This is a genomic window from Polyangium sorediatum (assembly GCF_029946465.1).
Classification (GTDB): domain Bacteria; phylum Myxococcota_A; class Polyangia; order Polyangiales; family Polyangiaceae; genus Polyangium; species Polyangium fumosum.
The window spans coordinates 1-20,652 of record NZ_JARZHI010000079.1 but is presented as its reverse complement, the minus strand read 5'-3'; the positions used below and the strand labels follow the sequence as shown (position 1 = coordinate 20,652).

The window sequence follows — 20,652 nt, the reverse complement described above, 5'->3', positions numbered from 1 at the left end:
AGCACGCCATCCGCGCGTCCGAAAGGGGAGCACGAAGGTATGGAGAGGGTCCGTCACATCACCGGCTTCCGCTGCGCGGAGCACGCGTCCGTGGGCTGCGCAGCCGCGGCGTCCTCCTGAGGCTCCCGTGCGGCGGACCGGCCACCGTCTCCTCTCCACCACGCTCGCGGGCGCGCTCTTGGTCCTGACCACGCCGGCCGCGGCGCGCCCGGACGAACCCGCGCCGCCCGCGCCGTCGTCCACGCCCGCGCGCGAGGACACGACAATCAGCATTGAAGACAAACCCTCCGCGCCGCCGCGCCCGGCCCTGCGGCCGACGCCGCCTACGCCCGCGCCCGCGCCCGCGCCGAAGGAGCTGCCACCGGCGCGCACGCCCACGGTGCCGTATAGCCTCGGCCTGCTCGGCTTCAGCGCGGCGCTCGTCGTGACCGGCGGCGTCCTCATGGGGGTCGCCGACACGCACGTCGAGCGCTGCGGGGTCGCGGGTTGTTATGGCGTGCTCGATCCGAAGCTCGAGTTCGTCGGCCAGCTCGTGCTCGCCGGCGGCATCGGCATGAGCCTCGCCGCCGGCACGGCGGCAGCGGTGGGGCTCGCGTCCGACCGAAAGCCCGTCCCCCGCCGGAGCGACCATTTCACGGAGCTCGGCATCTTCGCGACGGCCCTCGGCGCGGGCCTCGCCGGCGTGAGCCTCGCGGCCGCCATGGCCCATAACGAGAATGTCGACGGCCTCGCGGCCCCGTTCATCCCCCGGGCTCTCGCGTTCGCGCTCGCGAGCACCGCTGCGGGGCTCGGCTTCTGGATTTACGGCGGGCGTGACGCGTCGAGCCCCACCGCCGCTTCTTTGCGCGTGGGGCCGACCTCGGCGCAGTTCACGGTACGCTACTGACTGCCATGGCCCCCCGTTCGTCCGCCGCGCCCCTCCTCGCCGCGACCCTTTCCACGCTCGTGCTCATCGCTTGCCGCGGCGACGGAGACAGCGTGCACGTCGACTTCCTGCACCCCGAAGTCGAGCTTTCCACGGGTGTGGACGGCCGCGTTCACCTCGACGGCGCGTTCGACCTCACGGCCACCCTCTCCACGTGGAGCGACGAGACCGAGGCCGAGATCTGGCTCGACAAACTCGACGTGACGACGCCGGACGCGACGCACGCGCCGGTCGTGGGAGAGATCCGCGTGCCCGAGGGCGCGTCTTTGTTCCCGCTCGCGGTCGGGGAGTACAGCTACAGCACGGTCCGCGTCCCCTTCACGGGCACGAGCCTGGAGATGCCGGGCGACGAGCTCGCATGGCTCTGCTCGATCGGCCGGCCCATGGAGCTCCAGGGCGCCGTGTACGACGCCGAGACCGGCGCCTTCCAGTCGTTTTACGACGCGGCGTCGCAGCTCCAGGGGCCGATGCACGAGATCATGTTCTCTCGCAAGGACTCCACCTCCCGGCCGCTCCCGCCGCGCTTCGCGTCGAGCTTCCCGCAGGGCTTGGGCGACCTCACCGAGCTCGACGTCGAGCACGCGTGGGGCGGGTTCGTCCTCGGCGGCTCGCTCCTCTCGAGCCTGAACCTCGGGGATCGGCAGATCTCCGCAGACGGCGCGGGCGACGCCGTGCTCGTTCGTTTCGACGCGCAGGGAAACGTCCTGTGGGATCACAAGTTCAGCAACATTGGCATGGAAGGGATCTCCTCCCTTTCGCAGCGTGACGGTGCGGATCTCTTCGTGGGAGGGCATTACGACTACACGATCGATCTCGGGGCCGGCGTGCTCCAGAACCCGACCAGCGGATACGGCTCTTTCGTCGCGCGCATGTCGGAGGCGGGCACGACCGTGTGGAGCGCCGGGTTCATCGAGGACGTGGCTCCTCCGCTCACCATTTGCTCCTTGCCCTACCCGCGTATCGCGGCCCGCCCGGACGGCGGCGTGAGCTTCGTGAAGAGCCTCCACGGAACGATCTCGTTCGCCAGCGGCCCGATCGAGGTGACGCCGCCCGTGGGCGACTGCGGCCCGGACCTGCTCGTCGCTGCGTACGACGCCACGGGTGCGCTGCTCTACGCGAGCCGCTTCGGGGACGCGTACGCGCAACAAGCCCTCGACGTCGCGGTCGACGACGAGGGCACCACCTGGCTCGTGGGGGTCTCCGAGGGCGTGCTCGATTTCGGCCATGGCCTGCCGCCGATCGTGGGGCCGGGGATCGTCTCGCCGCCGGAGACAAGGCTCTTCGTCGCGGCGTTTGATCCCCAAGGCACGCCGATCCTCGCGCGGGACCTCGGGCAGGTCCTGCTCCGTACGAACGACCAGGTGCGGCTCGCCGTGCGGCCCGGGGGCGGGGTCGTGGTGGCGGGGGCTTTTACCGGCGTGATCGACGTTGGAATGGAGCCGCTCGTGAGCACGGGCCCGGGCAACGATGGGTTCGTCGTGGCGCTCGACGCGACCGGCAGTCCGATCTGGGGGCAGCACTTCGATCATCCGCCGAACCCGGTCGTGGAGGCGTTCACGCTCGCCGACGTGGCTGTCGCCGAGGACGGGCGTGTCGTGCTCGCGGGCCGCGCGACGTCGAGCTTCAGCGTCGGCGGACAGCCGCTCCCGGGCGGCACCTCGACGATCGGCGGGGGCCTCGGGAGCGCGCTGTTTGCGTTGGTCCTCGACCCCGCGGGCGCGCCGCTCGGCCATCGGGTGCTTTCGTGCAACGGGGGGCGGTTCGCCGTCCTCGATGTGGGGGCGGGCGAGGTGTCGCTCGTGAGTGCGGTCCTCGGGTATTCCGAGGGGAAGGACGGGCTCCTTCCTCGCAACGACGGTGCACTTTGGATGGGCCGGCTCGCGCTGGATCCTTGAGCGGGTATTCCACAGGCTGCTGCGCGGCTCGATGCGTCGGTCGGCCTCGCTCGACGTACAGTGTACGCCTCGCTCGGCCTCCCTAGCAGCCCGTGGACTTATCTGCTGCGCGCCCCGAATCGTCGGTCGACATCGCTCGAAATCCTTGAGGATTCCTCGCTCCGTCGCCCTAGCTTCGGGGCGCTCGCGACGATAAGTCCACAGGCTGCTAGCCTCGAGCCGCTCGCGACGCCTGTGGAACACCCGCTGCGCGACGACCCCCCTTCCTCACGAACGGTTGGTCGTCCAACGAATCGCTGGGCGCGTTACTTCTTGGCGGGCGCGGGCGCGGCGGCGGGCGCGGCGGCGGGCGCAGCGGGCTCGGCGCCGTGGCCGGCGTGCGGGTCGCTCGCGGCGGCCTCGGGATCGACCGAGATGCCCTTGCGGGTCGTCTTCGTCAGCGGACCTTCGAGGGGCTTGCCGTCCTTGTCGACGAGCTCGACCGTCACCTCATAGTCGCCCTTCGGCAGGTTCTTCGCGACCTTCGGGGCCCACGTGGTGAACTCGCCCGTGAGCGGCGTGGCGAGGCCCGCGCCGGCGATCGTGTATTTGACCTTCTCGCCTTTGTCGAGCGCCGTGCCGAAGAGATAAAAATCGAGGAGCAGCTCCTTGCCCATCGCGCCCTTGTTTTCGCCCTTGGGGCGGCTGTAGACGACGTGGGGCTTCTTCGGGTCGAACGTGCTCTTGCCCTTCTTGCCGACCCAGAACGTCACGAGCTGCTGCGCGCCCTTGCCCTTGACCGACTCGTGCGTCGCGCGGCTCGCGAACGCGACGAGCGTGTGCTCGCCCTCCTTGAGCTCGGTGCCCGCGGGCAGCAGCTCGGAGACCTTCACGGGCTTCTTCGTGTCGTAAATCGCCTTGTACGGGAGATCGTCGAGGATCAGGTGGACGTGCGGCCCCTTCTCGACCGTGGCCCAGTCCTTCACGTCGAGCTTGATCTCGAAGTCCTTCGCCTTGGCCAGGTCCCCGATCGACGCGTCGTTCTTCGGCGCAGTGATCTTCACGCTCGGCAGCGGCTTCGGGTCCTCGCTCGGCTTCATGTCCTCGACGACGGGCGGCGGCGGCGCGGGCTTCGCCTCGGTCGTCGTGGTCGTGGCCGTCGTCGTCGCGGCCGTCGTGGCCGTCGTGGCCGCGGGCTCGGGCGTCTTCGCGGCCGTCGTCTCCGCCGGCTTCGCCTCGTCCTGCGACGGTTCCTTCACCTCGGTCTCCGCGCCGCCGCACGCGAAAGCGCTCACGACGAGGGAGAGCATCCCGACAAACGATACCGTGGTTTTCATGGCTCGCCCCTCTAACGCGGAGGCGGGCCCGCGTCGAGAGTCGATGACGGGTTTTTCGTCCCCCGTGCCCTCCGTTCAGGGGGCGCTGTCACGCGTGTCCCGCGCGTATACGGAAATCCCCGAGGCCTCGCTGCGGGGCGCGGGGGACGCGTTGCTCCGAGGGCGGCCATGACGTACCCGCCATCGATGGCCCCGAAACGCGCGCCGCGCCGAGGAGGTTTTCCCGGGCGTGGTCCCGACCGTCAGAAGAAAAATGCCGCGCAACATCCCTCGAGATTGTCGCATTTGCCCGTCGGCTCCGTGCACGTCCCGAGCAGCGACACATCCGAGCGGCAGGTGCACTGCCACGTCCCGTCGCCGAGGCGCGTGCACGACGTGCGCAGCTCGCCGACCCCTGCGCAGAACGTCGAGCTCGTACACGCGTCGGACGCGTTCGTGCCACTTTGTCCCGTGCACGCGGCCGTATCACTCCGCGTTTGTCCCTGCGCGCAGGCCCGGAACGCGTCCTCCTCGGCCTTGCAGCCGGCCGGCGGCACGACCTGCGTCGGCAGACACGTGAAATCGGCTTTCTGATCGGCCCAGCAGCCGAGCAGCGTTTCGAACGCGCTTTCGCACGCCTCGTCCGCGCGGAGGTAGTCCGCGCAATCTTTCGCGCAGCTCGGCCACACGAAGCATTTGATCTGCGAGACGTGGTCGCAAAGCTCGCCGCACCTCGCCGGGGGCAACTTCGGCTCGCCGCCGCCGCTGCCGCCCGAGCCGCTCGTCGTCGTCGAAGAGGGAGGGGGCTCCTCCGCGCCGCATGCAAAAAGCCCCAGCGAGGTCCCGAAGACGAGGATTGTCCAGACAATTCCGATCCGCATCGAGCGACTATAGGCCGGCGCGGGCTTCCCGGAAAAGCGTGTTGCTCAGCGCTTCCGGAGCTCCTCTGGCACGCGGGCAAACGTCTCGGGGGCTTCGGCAGCCGCCCATGCGACCGTGGCCACAGCCCCGACGACCTGATCGAGGTCCTCCTTCGTGACCTTGTCGAGCGTGTCGTTCGCCGTGTGGTGGACGTCGAAGTACTTCGTCGCGTCCTGGTGCAGATCCACGATCGGCACGGCCGCGGCGTGCAGCGGGATGAGGTCGGCGCCGCCACGCGCCGGGGCCTTGTCGTACTGGATCCCGAGCGGCGAAACGAGGCTCGCGATCCGCTCGGCCACGGGCCGCGAGGCGTCGGCGACGAGGAAGCGCGTCGTGTGCACGCGGCCGGAGCCGAGATCGATCTCCAGGGCGAGCTGGTGCTTGTCGAGCTCGGCCGCGTGGTCCTTCGCGTATGCGACCGCGCCGCGCAGGCCGTTCTCCTCGTTGGCGAAGAGCACCACGCGGATCGTGCGTCGCGGCCGCGTGCCGAGGCCGAGCACGAGCCGCGCGGCCTCGACGACCGCCGCGCACCCGGCGCCGTCGTCGATCGCGCCTTGCCCGAGGTCCCACGCGTCGAGGTGCGCGCCGAGGAGGACGATCTCGTCGGGCTTCTCGCGCCCCTTCACCTCGCCGATCACGTTCGCGCTCTCGGCGTCGGGCAAGAGCTTCGCGCCGAGCGAGAAGCTCACGCGCACGGGTTTGCCCTGACCGACCAGCCGTGCAAGCAGCTCCGCATCGGGCACCGCGAGTGCAGCGGCCGGGATCTTGGGGACGTCTTTCTCGTAGCCCATGGCGCCCGTGTGGGGGAGCCGGTCGTGGTCGGTGCCGATCGAGCGGAGGAGCACGCCGATCGCGCCTTTTTTGGCGGCGGCGACGGCGCCGCGGTGACGGATGCCGGCGACCTTGCCGTAGCCCGAGCCGTCGCTCGTGCGGGTCATGGGGGCGGAGAAGAAGACGATCTTGCCTTTGACCTTGGCCTCGTCCATCGCCGCCATCGCGTCGAGCGACTCGACCATGACGATCTCGCCTTCGAGCCCTTTCGGCGGCGTCCCGACGCTCCCGCCGAGCGCGGCGAGCGCGAGCGTATGCGCGAACGGCGCGACGATCCGGCCGCTCTCCAGGCCACGCTCCCAATGCGGGACCATGACCTTTTCGGCGCGTACGTTTTCGAGCCCCTTGTCCTTCAGGGTCCGGAGGGCCCAGGCGACGGCGGCCTTGTCCCCGAGCGACCCCGCGAGCCTCGGCCCGACCTCGTCGACGAGCGAACGCACCATGTCGTACGCCCGCGAGTTGGTCTGCGCGGCGCTCTGGAGTTTGTCGACGTTCGGATCACGGGGAACGACCGCGGGGGCGGCGGCGGACGCAGAGGCGGAGGCGGTCGCAGGCGCGGCGGCGGAGGCGGTCGTGGTCGCTGGCGCGGCAGCGGCGGCGGGTGGAGCGGCGCGCTCGGGTGTCGGGATTTCCGCGGCCGAGCAGGCCGTGAGCGAGAGCGTGGCGAGGAGGAGGGCGCTTCGGGCAGACATCGCGGGGCGCGAGTTTGGCGCAAGTCGCGGGAGATGAAAATGGCTGGATCACGCTCGGCGGAAGCCTCTTCCTCGGAGCATCCGGCTTGCCGTGATTGTCCGGAGCATCGCGTTGACCGGGCAAGGGCGTGAGGGTACCCTCGAATCGTCCCTGGAGTCGGCCATGCAGACCTCCCACGAACGCCCCGCCCTCAAGCCTCGTGATCCCGGCCTCGACTTCGACGAGAGCGTCCCGCGCCACTGGTTCGGGGGCAACGCGCTCGCCACGCACATCGCGAACGGCGTCAATCTGCTGTTCCCGGCGGGCGAGCGTTTCTTCGTGCGCAGCGTCCACCATTACCTCGACAAACTCGACGACCCCGAGCTCCGCGCCCAGGTGAAGGGCTTCTTCGCCCAGGAGGGCCGCCACGCCCGCACGCACGAGCGCTTCTTCGAGCGCCTGGAGGAGCAAGGCTACGAGATCCAGCCGTTCCTCCGCATCTACGAGAAGATCGCGTACGGCGTCCTCGAACCTGCGTTCCCCCCGGCCTTCCGCCTCTCCGTCACCGCCGCGGCCGAGCATTTCACCGCCATCATGGCCGAGAATGCGCTCCGCGAGCGGTTCCTCGATCGGGCCCACCCGGCGCTGCGCGATCTCTTGTTCTGGCACGCCGCCGAGGAGATCGAGCACCGCGCCGTCGCCTTCGACGTGCTCGGGAAGGTCGCGCCGAGTTATGCCCTGCGCGTCGCCGGCATGGCCCTCGCCGCCTCCACGCTCGCGGCGTTCTGGATCGCCGGGACGCTCGTGCTCCTCGATCAGGACCGCCGCCGCGGGGATGTCGACCTCCGGGCCGAGCTTCGAAAGCTCCGCGAGCATCCGATTGGCCAGCGGGTCTTCGTGCGGGGCATCAAGTCGTATCTTCGGCGCGATTTTCATCCGCTCGAGGCCGAGATCGACGGCCTCGCGCGGCAATGGCTCGAAGCGAAGGGCATGGCATGACGTTGCCCGTCGAGATCGGCCCGCGGAGCGAGCGCCGCGTCCTCTCGATCGACAGCGCGTACGACGAGGACACCGTCGAGGTCCAGCGGATGCGGGATTCGCTGTATGCGGGCCTCGGCGGCGGCGTCGTGCGCTTCGGGCGCACGCTCACCGAGCGCAGCACCGTCCTCGCGGCCCTCCGCGTCGCCGCGGAGGAGGCGCGACCTTATGCGGCGATCCTCGTGACCTCGCACGGCGAGCCGAGCCGCGTCCTCGACACGAATTCGCCCAAGGGCCTGCTCCTCGCCGACGACTTTCCCGAGGACGAGCTGCGGCTCTGGGCGGAGAACCGCGCCTTGCATTTCATGTGCTGCGACACGGGCGCGGGCCCGCTCCTCGCGCGGCTCGCGGGGCTCGGCGCGCGCCTCGTCGTCGGGTTCGAGGGCAAACCGCGCTGGCATTCGCCGGAGGGCCGGCAGCGGTGGCGCGAGTTCGACGCCGAGACCGTGCGCGCGGTCGTCGATACGCTCGATCCGAAGGCGGTGGACGAGATTCGTGTGCGCTGGCTCGGCCTCGTCGAGGCGTGGCTCGTGACGGCGCCGCCGGGGTACGCGCAGGACCTCCGGGACATGCGGCAGACGCTCGGGACGATGGTGATTCTCTGATGCGAATCAAACACGCTGCACGATGGTTCCTCGCCGCGGCGGCGCTCGTGCTGCCGCTGTCCGGCTGCGGGGGCACGCGGATGATCGGGAGCGGCCCGCACGCGTACGGGGACGCCGCGCCCGAGGGCATCCGGTATCACCTGCCGAAGACGCTCATCGAGGTCAGCGTCCGGACCACGCTCACGTCGCGGCGGAGCGTCTCGTACGAGAAAAACGACGCGGGGCTCTACGAGTTCAAGGTGAAGAGCCTGCCCTTCGACGTCGAAGAGAGCGCGGCGACGGTCACGGTCTTGCACGTGCCGGACACGCGTGCGTTTTATGCGCTCCACCTCGAACCGGGCCGCACGTCCGACGACGCGCTGGCCGTCGAGACGTATGGCAATGGCTTGCTCAAGTCCATCAACATGGAGAGCGCGGGGCGTGAAGGGCAGGTCGTCACCGATACGCTCGAAGCGGCGGCCACGATCGCGGGATTTCTCGTGGGGCTCGCGGACCGCGGGACCGAGGCCGCGCGGACGAGCGTCTGCGGAAAACTCCGCGCCGATCCCTCCGCGGCGAAATTTCCCTGCGAGGATCTCGAAGGGTTGCCCATGCAGACCTTGTATTTCCTCGCGGCGAGCGCGGAGGGGCGCAAGCTCTTTTTGCGCGGCCACGAGCTCGACGCGGTCGCGAGCGAGCGCAGGAAAACGAAGAAGGAGGTCGAGGATCGGATCGGCGCCGCGGACGCGAAAGAGCTCGCCGCGCTCGAATCGAAGCGCGCCATGCTCGACGCCTCGCTCCGCGCGGCCCTCGACGAGCACAAGGAGGTGCGCGCCGCGTTCGAGGCTCGGCTCCAGGCATTTGCCGAGGAGCAACGGTTCGCGCCGGCGTCGATCACGCGGGACGTCGTGCGTGTCTTCGACGTCGCGGAGATCCCCGAGGAGGCCACGCTGCCCGAGGGCACGAAATCGGCCGACGTGCCGGCGAAGCTCGCGCAGCACCCGGCCATGCGGGAGCTCTGGAACGCGACCCGCATCGCGATCGCATTGACCCCCGATCGCGGCGCGCCGCCGAAAAAACCGAAGGGCGCGGCGCCGGCCGAGGAAGAGGCGGAAGGGCGCGTGTTTTATCGTCCGTCGCGCGCGGCCACGCTGCGGCTGCTCTCGCAAGGGAAAGTCGCGGATCCGGAGGAAGCGCGCATCGGGGAGTCGTACGAGGGGATTCGAATCGTCGACGCCAGGATCATCGACGTGATGGATCCCCGCGAGCCGGCGGCGACGATCTCTTTTGATCCGGCCGCGTTCGCCAAGCGCAGGCTCGCGCTCGGGTTCGACACGAAAGGCCGCCTCGTCCGACTGGAGCAGAGCAGCGCCTCGACCTTCCCCAGCGCGACCGGCGCGGTCGCGGACGGCCTCGCCAGCGCGAGCGGCGCGCTCGGGTTCGCCAGCATGGTCGACGGCGCCGCGACCGAGGAAACGCTCTCCACGGTCGACACCCTCGTGCGGCTCGAGCGGCTGCGCAGGCAGAAGCAAACGCTCGACGTGCAGATCCAGGCGCTCGAAACGCAAAAAGCGATCGAATCGAAGAAACGCGCCGCGCCGCAGGCCGCGCCCTGAGCATGCATTTCGTCCGTTGAACGGCCCGCGCAGCCGGGGTAAGGGTGGCGGATGAAGTGCTTCGTGATGACCTTGGCCGCCGTCGCCTTCCTCGGTTGCGGAGGCTCTGCCGAGCCCGACCCTGCGACGCCGGAACCTTCGTTGCCCGCCACGCCGCCCGCCGACGACGCGCCGGTGGAGCATTCCGAGTGGACGGGCGGCACCATCACCGGCGTCGTCCGGCTGGCCGAGAATGCAAAGCCGATCGAGGGATCCGACTTCGAGCTCCGCCTGACGGTCACCGGCGGCAAGACCGGGCACGTGGAGCTCGGGAAGATCACGAAGAAGCTCTCGGGGCCGGCGCCCTACGCGTTCGAGATCCAGGCCGATCAGTCCAAATTCGACATGTTCGACACCTACTCGGTCAGCGGCTTCGTCGTCGCACCGGACGGCGAGTTCTGGTATGCGGTCCACAAGCAGCCGCTGGTCTACGTCAAAGGGCAGAAGCCCGGCCTCGTCGAGGTCGTCGTGAGCCCCGTGCATCCGAACGCCGGCAAATAGGCGCGTCGGGTCCGCGCCCGAAGCTCACCGCTTCTTTTTCTTCTTTTTCTTCGGCGGCGGCGGCGGCCGCGTCTTGCCCGGCGCGGCGGGGGTCCACGGGGCGCTCCGATCCACGGGCAGCGGCGTATCCGCGGGCAACGCTTGTTCTCCGGCGCGCTTGATCGTGAACGACGAGCTCACGACGTTGTACATGTGGGCGCCGCCGAAATTCGAGAGGTCGCCCCCGCCGGCGATGCCGATCGGAATGCAGAAGAGGCGCTTGCGCTCCTCGTCGAGGTCGCTGTACGGAATGAACCGGCCCGTATCGTCGCGGACGCCGCGCGTATAGCCACCGCCGCCCGCCGACATCCCGTCCTGGACCGCCTGCGCGATCTGCTCGATGACCTCGTTCGCGCAGAGGGGCCTGATCTCGCCCTTCACCACGCTTCCGGCCGGATACTGGACCTTCGACTCGATCTTGACGACGACCGTGACGCCCTGTTTGTCCGGGCCCATTTGCAAGGACCGCGCAGAGAGCCCGCTCTTCACGGCCTCCACGACGCCGGTCCAGTGGTTCGCATTCGCGTCCGTGGTGCTGACGAGGCGGACGCCCTCGACCTTGCCTTGCGCGTCGAGCTTGACCTCGAACGTGGCGCGGGCGTCCTTGACCGCCGACGCGCGCACGGCGGAGGCAATGGTGGAGGCGACGACGCCGGCCGCGGGGACGTCGATGCCGTTGGATTTGTCCTTGTTGTGGAGCGTGCCGGCGATGACGCGGCTCGCGATGTCGGAATCGACGGGGCGTGGCGCCTCGATGGTGGTGGGCGCGGGCCGCGCCGCCGGCGCGCCGGGCACGACGCCCGGGACGGCCCATACGGGCGAACCGAGACCGGGAAGCGCGCCGACGACGGGGGCCGGCGCGGGCGCACCGCCGTATTCGTCAACGGGAGGGCTCGGCGCGGCGGGCGTGGGCGCGGGAGCGGGTTCGGGCGCGGGAGCGGGAGCGGATTCGGGCGCGGGAGCGGGAGCGGATTCGGGCGCGGGAGCGGGAGCGGATTCGGGCGCGGGCGCGGGCGCGGATTCGGGCGCGGGCGCCGGCACGGGCGCAGGTGCACGCACGGCCACGCGGGCCGCTTCGGGCGTGGGCGCTTGTTCGGGTGCGGGGGCCGGCGCGCGGGTCACCGCGCCGGGCGGGCTTTCCTCCTCGATATCGACCGTCGTATCCGCCGAAGGCTCGACGCGCGGCGGCAACGGCTCGGCGCCCGGCGCCGGTGCGCGCGGGGCGACGGACAGGAAAAGCACGTGCGCGAGGAGCGCGATCACGCCCGCCCCTAGCTCGCGCCCCCGTTCCTTCACCACGCGCCGAGGCTAGCACATTCCCCGGCGCGGTTGCACCTCGGCGCGTGACGGGGCGGGTCACGGGCGCGCCCATGCCGAGGCTCGTCGCGAGGGGAGAGATTCGTGGTGCCCCTCAACGCGTCACATAGAAAAACGCGATGCACATCTCGTCTTCGGTCCCTTCGCCCTGCTTCGTCACGGTGTCCCGGCCCGTCGTGTCGTAGCCGCAGGTGATCCGGATCGTGTCGCCACCCTGCACCTTCGGGGGCGTCTCGTACATCGAGAACGATTGCCAGTGGAAATCCCAGTTCCCCACGTCGAGCAAGCATTGCTTCTGCCCCTCGTGCTCGGCCTCCACGTGCAGCGTCTTCCCCGTCCCGTGCATGTGCGGCGCCACGCCCCACAAGGTCACGGTGCCCGCTCCCGCCGGGACGGGCTCGTCGTTCGTCACGGTCGTCATCGGCTGCTGCGGCGGCAGGTTGATCCCCTGCGCCGCGATCCGCGAAATGGTCGCCTCTTTTTCGACCGAGTCCTGCACGACGGCCGCGATGCGGGTCTGATCGGGGAACGCGCCGCTCGCGAGGTTGTAATGGACCTGCACGACCATCTTGCGCCCACCTTCGAGCCTTAGGCCCGTGCCCGCGGGGAAACGCGTGGGCCCGCCGCCCGGGGCCCAGCCCACGACGAACCGCGAGGCCCCGACGCCCGGACCGCCGAAACACGTGTATCCCGGGCCCGCCTCGGCAGCGTCGAGGGATTCGGCCTCGGCCTCGGCCGCCGCCGTGTCGAGCGCGAATGCGATCACGTGGTGGACGACGCGCGGATCCCCCGGGACGACCTCGTACGCGGTGAGGAACTTGTCGGCCGTGATGCCCGGATCGACGAGGAAGCAGCGGTAATCGTCGACCTTCGAACCATCGGGCGTGTAGGCGACGCCCATGTCGATCGTGAGGTTCGCGTCCGCGAGGCCCGTGGGCGGCTCGGGCTTCGCGGGGGCCTTCGTGAGGTCGCCCGCGGGCGCGCCGGCCTCGGCCCACGCGGAGATCGTGGCGATCTCCTCCGACGTGAGCCACCGGGCGTCCTGGAACGTGTTGCAATGGCCGCAGTTGTTCGGATTGAAGGGCGGCATCTCGCGCGCCGTCGTGCGCTCCGCGAGGAGGCCCGCGAGCGGCTTCGTCTGCTCGTAATCGAGGAGCGGGAAGGGCGCGATGCCGCCGTTCGTGTGGCACGTCGCGCAGTTCTTCATCAAAATCGGCGCGACATCCTCGGCATACGTGGGGGTCTTCGAGACGGTGGCCTCGACGCCGCACGTGGGGTCGAGGACGGTCACGGGGGTGTCCGGAGGAGGCGTCGTCCCCGAGCTGCCGGTGCTCCCGTCGCCGCCGCCGCACGCGGCCGCGAGGACGGCGAAGAGACCCATGGAAAGAGGAATCGCGAGGATGGATGTGCGCATGCGGCCAGAGACACCGGCCAGGCGCGCTTCGTAAAAGGAGAAATCAGGGCTTGCCGAGGAAGGCGAGCGCCTTTTCGACCTGCTCGTCCGTCATCGCGTGGCCCGCGCGCGGACGCCCGATCTCCAGGTGCGGCCAGCGCATCCGCTTCAGCATCTTCGCGAGCGCCTGCTGCTTGTCGTGCGTGGGATCCCCCGCGCCCCACGCGACCACGATCGGCGCGCGTTTCTTCGTCCCCTTGGCCTCCATCTCGTGGTACGGCGCGCCCGAGCCGCCCGCGAAGAGCGCATACCCCGCGACGTCGAGCCGGCCGCGCATCGCGAGCGAGGTCGCATAATACGCGCCGTTCGAGAACCCAAACACATAAACGCGCTCGAACGGTGTGCCCGCGGCTTGCTCCAGCGCATTGCGCGCGGCCGTCCATTCGGCGATGAGCGCGTCCTCGTGGATCCGGCGCGCGTCCATGCCCGTCGGCCACGCCCACCAGCTCTCCATCGTCTTCGGCCCGATCCCGCGCCGGCCCCGCGGCATGATCACGGTATGCCCGTACGTCGCGCCCACCCGCGCCGCGTTGCGCTGCGAGTTCCATTGATCGTGCGTATCGGGCTGGATGACGCCGTGGAGGTGGATGATGAGCGTCCGAGGCCCGGGCGCGGGCTTCTCGGGGACGAACACGCACACCTCGTTCGCCAGCGCCTTGAGTTCGGCCGCGCACCAGCGGCGCGTGTCGACCTCCACCGCCGGGGCCTCGGCCGACGCCGGACGTGGGCCCGCCGCGAGGAGGGCGAAGACGAACGCGAAGGCCGCCGGGCGCATGGGCCGACCCTACCACGGCTCGCGCGTGCCGGGCACGTTCGTGTATCGTGCTCCCCATGGACGAGATGCGCGGTGACGAAGATGTACGGGCCGCCCAAGCGCAGGTGCTTTCGGCGCTCGCGGGGCGGCTCTCGAAGGGGGACACGCTGCTCCCCGCGGAGTTCGTGGCCAAGCTCGCCGAGGAGCTTGCGCTCCGCATCGACGACGAGGCGATTGGCGCGGCCTGGGCCGAGCAAGGGCACGAGGAGCCGGTGTCGTGGCGCGGAAGCGCGGCGCGCTCGAGCCGGCGCGGGCGGGGGAGGGACGTGCGCGACATCGAGCTGCTCTCGCGCGCGGTGCGCGACCTCGAAGCGCTCGGGGCGGCCGAGCGGGAGGACATTTCGCTGGAGATCGACGCGCTCGCCTTTGATCCGGTGCCGCGCGGGGTGATGGCGTTCCACGGTCGGAAAGACGGACACCTGCAAAGCCGCATGGGCGCGCGGCGATTGCTTTACAAGGTGCAGGGGATGCTGGTGACCGTCGTGGCAATCACCAGCGAGGCGGGCTGATTCAGGAACGCTTGCGAGGTGTCAGGCGCGCAGTGCCTTCGAGCCCCTGCGCGCGCGCGGCCTCGACGACGGCCTCACACACGGCCTCGTGCACGTGCGGCAGGAGCGGCGAGGGCACGACCTCGCCCTTTTCGGCGCACGACGCGATCGCGCGCGCCGCGGCGATACGCATCTCCGGCGTGATGGCGCGGCTCTCCACGGCGAGCGCGCCGCGGAACAGGCCCGGGAACGCGAGCGCATTGTTGATGCTGCGCCCGTCGCTGCAAAACGCCGCGCCCGCCGCGATCGCGTCCGTCGGCTCGATCTCCGGGTCCGGGTTCGAGAGCGGGAAAATCACCTGCCCCGGCCGGATCCATTTCGGATCGATGAGGCCGGGCCTGCCCGTCGCCGCGATCACGATATCGGCCTCGCGCATGAGCGTGGGCAGATCGACCGGGTGCGCGCCCATGCCTTTCAGCCAGTTCATGGCCTCCTCGGACCGGTCCGTCACGAGCACGTCGCGCGCCCCGTGCGCCATCATGAGCCGCGCGATCGCGCTGCCCGCCGCGCCGAGCCCGATCTGCCCGACGCGCGCCTTCTCCAGCGCCACCCCCGTCATCTTGCAGGCATTGAGCACCGCGGCGAGCGCGACCGTCGCCGTGCCGTGCTGGTCGTCGTGCATGACGGGTTTGTCGAGGCGCTCGATGAGCTCCTCCTCGATCTTGTAACAATCCGGGATGCGGATGTCTTCGAGGTGAATGCCGCCGAACGTGAGCGAGAGGCGCATGACCGTGTCCACGAACTCCCGCGGATCGAGGGTGTCGACGAGGATCGGCGAGGCGCTGATCCCGACGAACTTGTCGTAGAGGACGGCCTTTCCTTCCATGACCGGCAGCGAGGCGAGCGGCCCGACGTGGCCGAGGCCGAGCACACGCGTGCCGTTCGTGAAGATACCGACCGAGTTGCCGATCCCCGTGAGGTGCCGCGCGCGCTCGGGCTCCCGCTCGATCGCACGCGCGACGCGCGCCACGCCGGGCGTGTAGATGTAACGCAAATCGCGCTGATGCCGGAGCTCGATCCGGCTCGTCATGTGGAGCTTGCCGCCCTTGTGCAGGTCGAAGACGCGGTCGATCGTGTCGAGAATCTCGACGCCGTCGACGGCGCGCACGGCCTCGATGACGCGGTCGCGTTGCTCCTCGTCCAGCGTCTCGACCGTGACCTCACGCAGGGTATCGCCCTCCATGCTGCGCAAGGTGGTGAGGTCACCCAGCAAACCACCTTGCTCGGCGATCGCCGTCGCGAGGCGTGCAAGCTGGCCCACGCGGTGTTTGCATTTGACGCGAAGTACGGTGTCGAGGCTCGTCTTCCTCATGGGGGCGCGGACCATACCACGAAGCCGGCCGCATGGGAGCAAGTTGGGGCAAGGAGGACATTTCCGTCTCGTAGGATCTTCCCTTATCATCCGCGCGTAGAGTCGCCCGAGGAGAGAGACAACCATGGTGATGTTCGCGCCCGCCGAGGCCTTGCGCCCCAACTTGCAGCTCGAGGTCGCGTCCGGGGACACGCTCGACGTGCGCAAGTTCCAGGTCACGGAGCGCGTGTCGGACCTCTTCGAGGTCCGCCTCGTGGCGCTCTCGCCGAACCCCGAGATCGACTTTGACGCGGTGCTCGGCCGGGAGGCGACGTTCACGCTCTCCCGCAACCAGCTCCTCGCCACCGCCTACCGCACGTGGGGCGGGATCTGCCATCACATCCAGCAGGTCGAGACGGAGGAGGCGGGGCTCTCCACGTACGAGCTCGTGATCGTGCCGAAGCTCTGGTTTTTGACGCAGCGCCGCAACCACCGCATGTTCCAGCAGCTCTCGGACCTCGACGTCGTGCTCCAGCTCCTCCGCGAGTGGGGCATCGAGCCCGTGCAGAAGGTCGACGCGGCCACCTACAAGAAACGCAAATATCGCGTGCAGTACGGCGAGAGCGATTACGCGTTCCTCTGCCGCCTGCTCGAAGACGCGGGCATCACGTTTTACTTCGACCAGCAAGGCGAGACGACCGTGCTCGTCCTCCACGACGCCCCGCAGGACAATCCGACCCGCGAGCCCTCCGTCCGGTTCGTCGACAAACCGATGGTGGACAAGGATCTCGAGTTCGTCACCGAGGTGCGCGTCGGACAGCGCACGCGGCCCGGCAAGTACACGATCTTCGACCACGACTACCGGCGCCCCGCGAATTACAAGCTGATGGGCACGCACGCCGAGGGCGAGGCGTTCGAGCAGCAGATGGAGCGCTTCCATTACGTGCCCGGCGCCTCCCTCTTCCGCACCGACGGGCGCGAGCCCACGCCGAGCGCCGACGACAAGGGCGCGGCGCGGCACGACGAGGGCGAGGCCAAGCGAATCGCGAAGATCCGCCTGGAGGCGAAGCGCGCCGAGGCCCGCAAGGCCACGTTCCGCACGAACCTCGTCGAGCTGCGGCCCGGGACCGTCATGCGCGTCGTCGATCATCCGCGGCGCGAGCTTTCGAACCGGCTGCTCGTGGTGCATTCGACCTACGAGGGCACCTCGTATGGCGAGTGGGTCCACAGGCTGGAGACGCGCAGCGCCGAGATCCCGTACCGCCCGCCGCTCGTCACGCCGAAGCCGAAGGTGAGCGGCGTCGAGAGCGCGACCGTCGTCGGCCCCGCGGGCGAAGAGATCCATACCGACGAGTTCGGCCGCGTGCGCGCCCATTTCCACTGGGATCGCGAGAGCCAGATGAACCAGGACAGCTCGTGCTGGATCCACGTGAGCCAATCGTGGGGCGGCGCGGGCTACGGCGGCGTGCAGCTCCCGCGCATCGGCCAGGAGGTGATCGTCGATTTCCTCGGCGGCGATCCGGACCGGCCCATCATCGTGGGTCGTGTCTTCACGAACCTGCAAAAGGTGCCGTACCCGCTGCCGGCGAACAAGACGCAGAGCGGGCTCCGCTCGGCCTCGTCGCCCGCGACGGGCGGCTACAACGAGCTGATGTTCGAGGACGCCGCGGGCCGCGAGCTGATGCGGCTCCAGGCCGAGAAAGACTTCACGGGCCTCGTGAAGCACGACCTCCGGATGAACATCCAGAACGACCGCACGCACAACGTCGGCAACAACGACGCGGAGTCGGTCGTCGGCGAGCAGACCGTGAAGGTCGCGAAGAAGCGCACCGTGCGCGTCAAGCTCGACCAGCAGCACCAGGTCGGCGAGAACATCCTCGTGCAGTCGGTGAACGGCGTGTCGACGCACCTGTCGAAGCAGGCCATCCGGCTCTTCAGCGAGATGATCATCCTCTCCACCTCGCCGGACTCGTTCATCGTGATCTCGCAAAGCGGGATCACGATTCAATCGCCGATCGTGCAGATCAACCCGGGCATGCTCCGGGTCCCGAATCCGCCGCAGCCCGCGGCGATCGAGGACGCGACGGCCGTCACGGGATACATCGGAGCGCCATGAGAGTTCGCAAGGTACGAGTCGACGGATTCCGAGGTTTGCCTGATCAGGAGTTTTCCCTGATCAACACGCGCACGGACGGCGCCCACGAGCTCGTGGTCGTCACGGGCACGCGCGCGAGCGGCAAGACGAGCTTCCTCGAAGCGATCCTCGCGGCGAAGGAGCAAGTCGGGCCCTATGGCCCCGCCGCGCCGTCGTCGAGCTTCCTGCGGCCCGGCGTCACCACGGCGAAGGTGCGCGTCGAATGGGAGCTCTCGAACGGGGAGCGGGATCGGTATGGCACCGGCGCGCGCGCCCTCGTGAGCGAGTCGATCTTCGGCGACCTCGTGCTCGAGCCGCCGGAGCCGGATCCGGCGCTCGCGGCGCTGCTCGCGGAGTACATCCCGGATCCGGCGTTCGGCAAGGTCGAGTATTTCCACGCCTCGCGACGGCTCCCGTTCGCGTCGGCGATCGATCTCTCGCGGTCGGCCGGCGACAGCCTCGATCGGATGGTGCGGCTCGGCCGCGACGACATGAAGTACAGCGGGCTCGTGCGCTTCATCGTGGAGGCGGGGCTCGGGCTCGACGTGGACGCCGAGGGCAAACCGAAGCCCCCGGGGCGCATCAAGAAGGCCTTCGAGGCGCTCTGCCCGACGAAGCAGCTCGGGGGGCTTTATCGTGCGAACGACGCGATGCTGCCGGTCTTCCTCGACGGCCAGCGCAGGGCCTACAGCCTGGCGCAGCTCTCGGACAGCGAGCTCGACGCGCTCCTCTTCGCGACGACGTTCGTGCGGGCGGGCGTCGGGCAATCGATCGTGCTCATCGATACGCCGGAGAAGCACCTCGGCGACGCGGAGGCGCGCGACTTCGTGAAGACGCTCGCGACGCTCGGCACGAACAACCAGCTCATCGTGGCGACGCAATCGGCGGCGCTCGTGTCGAGCGTGCAGGCGGATCAAGTGATCCGGCTCGGGTGAGGGCATGGCGATCTACGAGGTGGACGAGTTTTCGTTCGAGGTGCCCGACGGGTACGTCGATCGCAGCATGAACCTGTTCTTCCCGCGGGAGGCCATGACGCGGGTGAGAACGCAAAACCTCGTGATCACGCGGGAGCCGCGCACGGAGGAGACGGTCGTGCAGCAGGCGGCGAGGATCCTGAAGGTGTTCTCGACCAAGGTCCCCGGCCTCAAGATCATCGCGCAGCGCGATCGGCCCCTCGGCGCGCTCCCGGGCCGGGAGGCGCGGGCGCACGCGACGCAGCAGGGACACCCGGTCTACCAGCGGTATTATTTCGTCGGCCATTATGGCACCTTCATCTCGGTGATCGCGACCTCGGCGCGGGCGCAGAGCACGCAGTGCGACGCCGTCGTCGAGCGGCTGCTCACGAGCTTGCGATTGAAGAAGCGATAGGGCGAGGAGGAGCTTTCTTTGAGCCTTTACATCACGCACGAGGCGGGCTTCGAGTTGCCCGCGAACTGGGTCGATGGGACCGTCAACCTCCTCGAATATGCGCGCCCCGAGGGCACGATCCGGGTGGGCGTGTCGCGCAGCGAGCGCGGCGGGAAGGACCTCGCCGCGTGCGTGGAGGAGCGGCACGTGGAGCAGCGGCGCAAGCTCCCGTTCTTCGAGCTCCTCGGGCGGTCGGAGCGCCTCTGCGCGGGCCTTCCGGCGATCGACGTGAAGGTGACCTACGAGGATTCCAAGCAGAAGATATACCAGCGGACGCTGGGGTTCGTGATCGGGGGGCGATTCGTCTCGCTGGGCGTCACGGCGACGCTTTCGCAGCAGGCGGAGGCGGACGCCATTTTCGAGCGCGCGGCGTCCACGCTCTCGTTGCGGGCGCGGCCGAGCGGGGCCTGAAGGGAGGGGTAGGGGCATGAGCGAAGCGACGCCGCTCGAGCAAGCGGTTCGGATCGACGACGCGGTCGAACATTCGTTGGCGTTCCTCGGCGCGGTCCTGGGCGCCCTCGGCGGGCTCGCGCTTGGCCTGCTCGTGTTTGGTACGGGCCCGCTCGGGTGGCTCGCCGCCGCGGGGGTCGCCGTCTACTTCTCGAACGCTGGCGAGAAGGCGTTCAAGAACCTGAAGCACGAAGCGGGGGACGTGTCGGAGGGGTCCCCGAACGTATTCGTCGGGGAGCCAGGAAGAAACGCAGCGCGTGCGCGCGACAAGGTTCGATGTCACGACCTGAAGATCGCCACCGGGTGCGCGACGATCCTCATCAACCAGGAACTCGCGGCGCGGGTGAAGGAGGAGACCGTCTGTGACGGCAAGCTGAAGACGGGCTGCGAGACGGTGGTTTACGGCGGCCCGTCTGCGCGGGTCTTGGCCAAGAGGTTTTCGGGCGAGCTGCCGGAGTGGTTCTACGTTGGCCGCGAGGTCGTCGATTGGGTCACGATCCTCGCGCCGACGGGCGCGGCGGACCCCTCGAAATGGTGGAGGCTGTACGACCGCGTCTCGCGCGGGCTCACGTTCGCCGACAAGGCGGCCGGGTACACGGCAGCGATTGCTCAGGGGCTCGGGTACCAGGAGGTCGCGGACGTGATCACGCGCGTTACCGATCACCCGGCGTACGTCTGGGGTACGACCGCGTTCGGCGGCGTCGGCGTGGCGCGGGATCTCCGAAGGGCGCGGGGGGGACCTCCTCCTCCTCCGGGACCTCCTCCTCCGGGGCCGCCGCCACCGCCTCCTCCGGGGCCGCCGCCACCGCCTCCTCCGGGGCCGCCACCGCCGCCGCCGCCACCGCCGCCGCCGCCGCCACCGCCGCCGCCGCCGCCACCGCC

Annotated in this window: 19 protein-coding genes; 12 read left to right on the top strand and 7 right to left on the bottom strand. The window is 69.6% G+C overall.

Annotation, left to right across the window (positions count from 1 at the left end; genetic code table 11):
* Positions 1-127 precede the first annotated feature (127 nt).
* Both QHF89_RS43060 and QHF89_RS43055 read left to right on the top strand, forming a co-directional pair.
* Positions 128-886 (top strand): hypothetical protein, encoded by a 759-nt coding sequence (locus QHF89_RS43060; RefSeq protein WP_136972580.1) that lies wholly within the window; start codon positions 128-130, stop codon positions 884-886.
* A 5-nt stretch (positions 887-891) separates the two neighbouring features.
* Positions 892-2,820, top strand: coding sequence for a hypothetical protein (locus QHF89_RS43055; protein ID WP_136972581.1), 1,929 nt, complete (start codon positions 892-894; stop codon positions 2,818-2,820).
* A 305-nt stretch (positions 2,821-3,125) separates the two neighbouring features.
* Here the strand turns inward: QHF89_RS43055 and QHF89_RS43050 are convergent, their stop codons facing one another.
* The 3 genes from QHF89_RS43050 to QHF89_RS43040 all read right to left on the bottom strand — a co-directional run bounded on the left by QHF89_RS43050 (position 3,126) and on the right by QHF89_RS43040 (position 6,559).
* The gene (locus QHF89_RS43050; RefSeq protein WP_284721684.1) at positions 3,126-4,136 is read right to left on the bottom strand and encodes a hypothetical protein; all 1,011 of its coding nucleotides are present in this window, start codon (positions 4,134-4,136) and stop codon (positions 3,126-3,128) included.
* A gap of 242 nt (positions 4,137-4,378) precedes the next feature.
* Entirely contained in the window at positions 4,379-4,996 is a 618-nt protein-coding gene (locus tag QHF89_RS43045) for a hypothetical protein (protein WP_136972582.1), read from the bottom strand.
* A gap of 45 nt (positions 4,997-5,041) precedes the next feature.
* On the bottom strand, positions 5,042-6,559 hold the full coding sequence (locus QHF89_RS43040) for a M20/M25/M40 family metallo-hydrolase (protein ID WP_136972583.1): 1,518 nt from the start codon (positions 6,557-6,559) through the stop codon (positions 5,042-5,044).
* A gap of 163 nt (positions 6,560-6,722) precedes the next feature.
* On the opposite strand from QHF89_RS43040, the gene QHF89_RS43035 reads away from it, so the two are divergent.
* From QHF89_RS43035 to QHF89_RS43020, 4 genes are read left to right on the top strand one after another with little or no spacing between them, the layout of a single operon-like run.
* The gene (locus QHF89_RS43035; protein ID WP_136972584.1) at positions 6,723-7,538 is read left to right on the top strand and encodes a metal-dependent hydrolase; all 816 of its coding nucleotides are present in this window, start codon (positions 6,723-6,725) and stop codon (positions 7,536-7,538) included.
* On the top strand, positions 7,535-8,182 hold the full coding sequence (locus QHF89_RS43030; protein WP_136972585.1) for a hypothetical protein: 648 nt from the start codon (positions 7,535-7,537) through the stop codon (positions 8,180-8,182). Before QHF89_RS43035 ends, QHF89_RS43030 begins: the two co-directional genes overlap by 4 nt.
* Complete coding sequence (locus tag QHF89_RS43025; protein WP_136972586.1) at positions 8,182-9,777, top strand: hypothetical protein; 1,596 nt, start codon at positions 8,182-8,184, stop codon at positions 9,775-9,777. Before QHF89_RS43030 ends, QHF89_RS43025 begins: the two co-directional genes overlap by 1 nt.
* 51 nt (positions 9,778-9,828) lie before the next feature.
* A complete protein-coding gene (locus QHF89_RS43020) occupies positions 9,829-10,317 on the top strand; it encodes a hypothetical protein (RefSeq protein ID WP_136972587.1) in 489 nt (162 codons plus the stop codon).
* A 24-nt stretch (positions 10,318-10,341) separates the two neighbouring features.
* On the opposite strand, the gene QHF89_RS43015 is transcribed toward QHF89_RS43020, so the two are convergent.
* From QHF89_RS43015 to QHF89_RS43005, 3 genes are all read right to left on the bottom strand, one after another.
* Complete coding sequence (locus QHF89_RS43015) at positions 10,342-11,655, bottom strand: hypothetical protein (RefSeq protein WP_284721683.1); 1,314 nt, start codon at positions 11,653-11,655, stop codon at positions 10,342-10,344.
* Between the two features lie 112 nt (positions 11,656-11,767).
* Positions 11,768-13,054 carry a monooxygenase gene (locus tag QHF89_RS43010; protein WP_284721682.1) on the bottom strand — a complete coding sequence of 429 codons (1,287 nt, stop codon included), beginning with the start codon at positions 13,052-13,054 and terminating at the stop codon, positions 11,768-11,770.
* 76 nt (positions 13,055-13,130) lie between these two features.
* Positions 13,131-13,901 (bottom strand): alpha/beta hydrolase, encoded by a 771-nt coding sequence (locus tag QHF89_RS43005; RefSeq protein ID WP_136972589.1) that lies wholly within the window; start codon positions 13,899-13,901, stop codon positions 13,131-13,133.
* A 56-nt stretch (positions 13,902-13,957) separates the two neighbouring features.
* Between QHF89_RS43005 and QHF89_RS43000 the strand changes: the two genes are divergently transcribed.
* A complete protein-coding gene (locus QHF89_RS43000; RefSeq protein WP_136972590.1) occupies positions 13,958-14,449 on the top strand; it encodes a type II toxin-antitoxin system RelE family toxin in 492 nt (163 codons plus the stop codon).
* 1 nt (position 14,450) lies between these two features.
* Here the strand turns inward: QHF89_RS43000 and QHF89_RS42995 are convergent, their stop codons facing one another.
* Positions 14,451-15,800 (bottom strand): NAD-dependent malic enzyme, encoded by a 1,350-nt coding sequence (locus tag QHF89_RS42995; protein ID WP_136972591.1) that lies wholly within the window; start codon positions 15,798-15,800, stop codon positions 14,451-14,453.
* 124 nt (positions 15,801-15,924) lie between these two features.
* On the opposite strand from QHF89_RS42995, the gene QHF89_RS42990 reads away from it, so the two are divergent.
* The 5 genes from QHF89_RS42990 to QHF89_RS42970 all read left to right on the top strand — a co-directional run.
* On the top strand, positions 15,925-17,895 hold the full coding sequence (locus QHF89_RS42990; protein ID WP_136972592.1) for a type VI secretion system Vgr family protein: 1,971 nt from the start codon (positions 15,925-15,927) through the stop codon (positions 17,893-17,895).
* A complete protein-coding gene (locus QHF89_RS42985; RefSeq protein ID WP_136972593.1) occupies positions 17,892-18,848 on the top strand; it encodes an OLD family protein in 957 nt (318 codons plus the stop codon). The genes QHF89_RS42990 and QHF89_RS42985 overlap by 4 nt, the downstream gene beginning before the upstream one ends.
* A 4-nt stretch (positions 18,849-18,852) precedes the next feature.
* Entirely contained in the window at positions 18,853-19,281 is a 429-nt protein-coding gene (locus QHF89_RS42980) for a DcrB-related protein (protein ID WP_136972594.1), read from the top strand.
* Between the two features lie 18 nt (positions 19,282-19,299).
* Positions 19,300-19,731: a DcrB-related protein gene (locus QHF89_RS42975; protein ID WP_136935533.1), complete on the top strand. Its 432-nt coding sequence runs from the start codon at positions 19,300-19,302 to the stop codon at positions 19,729-19,731.
* A gap of 16 nt (positions 19,732-19,747) precedes the next feature.
* Positions 19,748-20,652 (top strand): PAAR domain-containing protein (locus QHF89_RS42970; protein ID WP_284721681.1); only part of this gene is annotated, 905 nt, incomplete at its 3' end.

Bases quoted from the DNA above. Each gene is read 5' to 3' on its own strand.
- QHF89_RS43005 (WP_136972589.1), bottom strand. From the start codon at position 13,901: ATGCGCCCGGCGGCCTTCGCGTTCGTCTTCGCCCTCCTCGCGGCGGGC.
- QHF89_RS43000 (WP_136972590.1), top strand. From the start codon at position 13,958: ATGGACGAGATGCGCGGTGACGAAGATGTACGGGCCGCCCAAGCGCAG.
- QHF89_RS43050 (WP_284721684.1), bottom strand. From the start codon at position 4,136: ATGAAAACCACGGTATCGTTTGTCGGGATGCTCTCCCTCGTCGTGAGC.
- QHF89_RS42985 (WP_136972593.1), top strand. From the start codon at position 17,892: ATGAGAGTTCGCAAGGTACGAGTCGACGGATTCCGAGGTTTGCCTGAT.
- QHF89_RS42995 (WP_136972591.1), bottom strand. From the start codon at position 15,800: ATGAGGAAGACGAGCCTCGACACCGTACTTCGCGTCAAATGCAAACAC.
- QHF89_RS42980 (WP_136972594.1), top strand. From the start codon at position 18,853: ATGGCGATCTACGAGGTGGACGAGTTTTCGTTCGAGGTGCCCGACGGG.
- QHF89_RS43025 (WP_136972586.1), top strand. From the start codon at position 8,182: ATGCGAATCAAACACGCTGCACGATGGTTCCTCGCCGCGGCGGCGCTC.
- QHF89_RS43010 (WP_284721682.1), bottom strand. From the start codon at position 13,054: ATGGGTCTCTTCGCCGTCCTCGCGGCCGCGTGCGGCGGCGGCGACGGG.
- QHF89_RS43040 (WP_136972583.1), bottom strand. From the start codon at position 6,559: ATGTCTGCCCGAAGCGCCCTCCTCCTCGCCACGCTCTCGCTCACGGCC.
- QHF89_RS43020 (WP_136972587.1), top strand. From the start codon at position 9,829: ATGAAGTGCTTCGTGATGACCTTGGCCGCCGTCGCCTTCCTCGGTTGC.
- QHF89_RS43035 (WP_136972584.1), top strand. From the start codon at position 6,723: ATGCAGACCTCCCACGAACGCCCCGCCCTCAAGCCTCGTGATCCCGGC.
- QHF89_RS42990 (WP_136972592.1), top strand. From the start codon at position 15,925: ATGGTGATGTTCGCGCCCGCCGAGGCCTTGCGCCCCAACTTGCAGCTC.
- QHF89_RS43045 (WP_136972582.1), bottom strand. From the start codon at position 4,996: ATGCGGATCGGAATTGTCTGGACAATCCTCGTCTTCGGGACCTCGCTG.
- QHF89_RS43030 (WP_136972585.1), top strand. From the start codon at position 7,535: ATGACGTTGCCCGTCGAGATCGGCCCGCGGAGCGAGCGCCGCGTCCTC.
- QHF89_RS43055 (WP_136972581.1), top strand. From the start codon at position 892: ATGGCCCCCCGTTCGTCCGCCGCGCCCCTCCTCGCCGCGACCCTTTCC.